Source organism: Blautia acetigignens (assembly GCF_025566865.1).
Classification (GTDB): domain Bacteria; phylum Bacillota; class Clostridia; order Lachnospirales; family Lachnospiraceae; genus Blautia_A; species Blautia_A acetigignens.
Map to the genome: position 1 here is coordinate 1 of NZ_JAOQJM010000039.1, position 2,558 is coordinate 2,558.

Annotated in this window: 5 protein-coding genes; 2 read left to right on the forward strand and 3 right to left on the reverse strand. The window is 46.3% G+C overall.

Annotation, left to right across the window (positions count from 1 at the left end; translation table 11 throughout):
• On the reverse strand, positions 1–79 hold a 79-nt coding region (locus tag OCV70_RS20290; RefSeq protein WP_416795320.1), incomplete at its 3' end, for a DUF6783 domain-containing protein.
• Here OCV70_RS20290 and OCV70_RS20030 point away from each other — a divergent pair.
• Positions 50–166 (forward strand): DUF6783 domain-containing protein, encoded by a 117-nt coding sequence (locus OCV70_RS20030; protein WP_317259487.1) that lies wholly within the window; start codon positions 50–52, stop codon positions 164–166. The genes OCV70_RS20290 and OCV70_RS20030 overlap by 30 nt on opposite strands.
• A 38-nt stretch (positions 167–204) precedes the next feature.
• Here the strand turns inward: OCV70_RS20030 and OCV70_RS18755 are convergent, their stop codons facing one another.
• Both OCV70_RS18755 and OCV70_RS18760 read right to left on the reverse strand, forming a co-directional pair.
• On the reverse strand, positions 205–624 hold the full coding sequence (locus OCV70_RS18755) for a DUF1284 domain-containing protein (protein WP_317259486.1): 420 nt from the start codon (positions 622–624) through the stop codon (positions 205–207).
• Positions 608–1,165, reverse strand: a complete 558-nt coding sequence (locus tag OCV70_RS18760) for a biotin transporter BioY (protein WP_021924369.1) — start codon at positions 1,163–1,165, stop codon at positions 608–610. Before OCV70_RS18760 ends, OCV70_RS18755 begins: the two co-directional genes overlap by 17 nt.
• A 250-nt stretch (positions 1,166–1,415) precedes the next feature.
• Here OCV70_RS18760 and pduB point away from each other — a divergent pair, with 250 nt between their 5' ends.
• Positions 1,416–2,129 (forward strand): microcompartment protein PduB, encoded by a 714-nt coding sequence (gene pduB, locus OCV70_RS18765; RefSeq protein ID WP_021924370.1) that lies wholly within the window; start codon positions 1,416–1,418, stop codon positions 2,127–2,129.
• Positions 2,130–2,558 lie beyond the last annotated feature (429 nt).

The following is a 2,558-nucleotide window of genomic DNA, read 5'->3' on the forward strand; positions in this document are numbered from 1 at the left end:
ATTTTGCCCGGATGAGGGCGTCGTAGCGGGCTACGACAACCGAATTCGGGTGAAATATACCGCAAAGTGGGGCGTGCAGATTGCAGGAATGATTTTTCAAACACGCTCTAGCTGTAATATGCAAAAATGCCCTCTCCGTCGGATGATCCGGCAAAGAGGACAGTAATTTGATTGCTTTCATTATTTTGTTAGAGACTGCTTCTCTCATGTATTCTGCCATCTGCTGGGCTGATCCTGGCAGATGCGGTTCCACTGGCAGTCGCCGCAGATTTCCGGGCGTTTGCCGGAGGCGATGATGTTCTGCTGGACGTACTGGGTGAATTTGGAAAATGGAAGGGTCTGGCCTTCTGTCAGGCCGCACTGGGAAAGTACGGCGTTGTCATAGCGCTTTACTTTTTCAGCTGCCTCGCAGAGTCCCTGACAGTTGTTGGGACAGGCAGAGCAGATTTCGTCTGTGTTTACGGTGAGACAGACGTCTGCGCCTTTTGTAAAAAGCTCCAGCATTTCCTGCATATGGGCTGTAAATCCATTGCTGTAGCCGTTTCCGATAAAAAACGCCAGGCACATCCCGTGATGAGGGCGAATGGGATATGTCTGACGATTCTTATTACTGTAATGGTACAAGCTTGCGTACTCTTCTGGACAGTACAAATGCCAGAGCGATTTTTACAAGGTCAGGAATGATGAACGGAATTACGCACCAGCCCAGTACGGTTCCAAGTCCAACAGCGCCTGTGGTTCTCGTGTATACAACCATGAACCAGATGGTTCCCATTGCGTAGCATACAAGCAGTCCTACAACCATGGAAATGATCTGTACTACAGGCTTCTTGCCCCAGAGGGATTCGATTGCCCACATTGCAAGTGCGGAGAATAAGAAGCCGATGATATAACCGCCAGTGTTATTGAGAAGGATTCCAAATCCTCCGGAGAATCCGGCAAATACAGGAACTCCAATTGCTCCAAGCAGAATGTAAACCAGAACAGCCAGGCTGCCTCGTTTGCCGCCGAGCACACCTACAGCCATAAATACACCGAATGTCTGTAAGGTAAAGGGAACGGTCATTGGAATGGAAATCCAGGAACAAATTGCGATCAGTACGGCAAAGATGGCGATGTAGGCCATGTCGTAGGTTCTTGTTTTTGTTGCGGTTACAGTACTCATAATCTCCTCCTCGGGCATATCCTATATTTCTTCGAATGGTAAATATAGGGATAAGAATTTTGTCAGATACAATCTAACATAGCAGCAAGGAATTGTCAACCATTTATTTGTTTTTGGTTTACAATCCATTTTTCGATGTTTACATATACATTTACCGCTAATTTTTATCGACAAAAATCTCAATTATAACTTTCAAAATCAGGGCAATCATGCTACACTTAGGAAAAGTAATCAGGTGGAGGTTTTTCCCATGGATGTACACAGCATCAGTACCAAATGCACACGCACAGAGTTTGTGGGGACTGCAGTTCTGGATACTATCGGACTTGTGATTTCAGGAGTAGACGATACTCTTTTAAAGGAAATGAATATAGGAACCCGTTATCATACTCTTGGACTTTTTAGTTCCCGTACAGGTGCTGCCGGACAGATCACGGCGGTGGATGATGCGGTAAAGGCTACGGGCACGGAGGTTCTTTCCATTGAGTTTCCACGTGATACCAAGGGATGGGGCGGACATGGAAACTATATTGTGATTGGCGGAAATGATGTGTCGGATGTGCGCCATGCCATTTCCCTTGCGCTGGAACTGACCAATAAATATGCCGGAGAATTGTATATCAGTGAATCCGGACATCTGGAATTTGCTTTTTCTGCCAATGCTGGCGGAGCACTTTCTATGGCTTTCAATGCGGTTCCTGGTGAGGCTTTTGGATTTATGGCAGGTTCTCCTGCGGCAATTGGGCTTGTGATGGCGGATACGGCTATGAAGGCTTCTGCGGTTCATATTACTCGATATATGACGCCGAGCATTGGGACAAGCCATTCCAATGAGGTGATTCTGGCAATCTCAGGAGATGCCAGTGCGGTGAAGGAAGCGGTTCTGCAGGCCAGACAGATTGGACTGGAGCTGCTGATCGGAATGGGAAGCTATCCGGAAATTCCCGGGGAACCGTATTTATAAATCATCAAACAGGAGGCGGTGACTGAGCACTGTCCCCCGTCACAAATAAACCCAGGAAATCTGCGGCATAATAATACTGTGATTTCCTGGTTTTGTATACCTAAACACTTAATTTTCTACTTGTTCTCCATTAAAGCAAGTTTTTCTTTTAGAAGCAAAAGTTCTCTTTCCGCATGATCAGCGCGCATTTTTTCTGAGTCTGCGCGGCGGCGTTCTTTTTCTGCGTTCATCCGCTCTTTTTCCGTATTTTTCCTTTCCGTATCTCTCCCAGCCTCAAATTCCTCTTTCCGTAGCAACTCTTCTTCCCATTCCCGGTCGTATTCAAATATACTCATTGCAACCGTCGAGTAGACTTTGTCTCGACTTTTTCACATCCTTTCATCATATATTGTTTTGCGATGAGAGGTTCAAGTCTCAAAAGCCCCTCAC

Coding starts and splice junctions, on each gene's coding strand:
- OCV70_RS18760 (WP_021924369.1), bottom strand. CDS start 1,165: ATGAGTACTGTAACCGCAACAAAAACAAGAACCTACGACATGGCCTAC.
- pduB (WP_021924370.1), top strand. CDS start 1,416: ATGGATGTACACAGCATCAGTACCAAATGCACACGCACAGAGTTTGTG.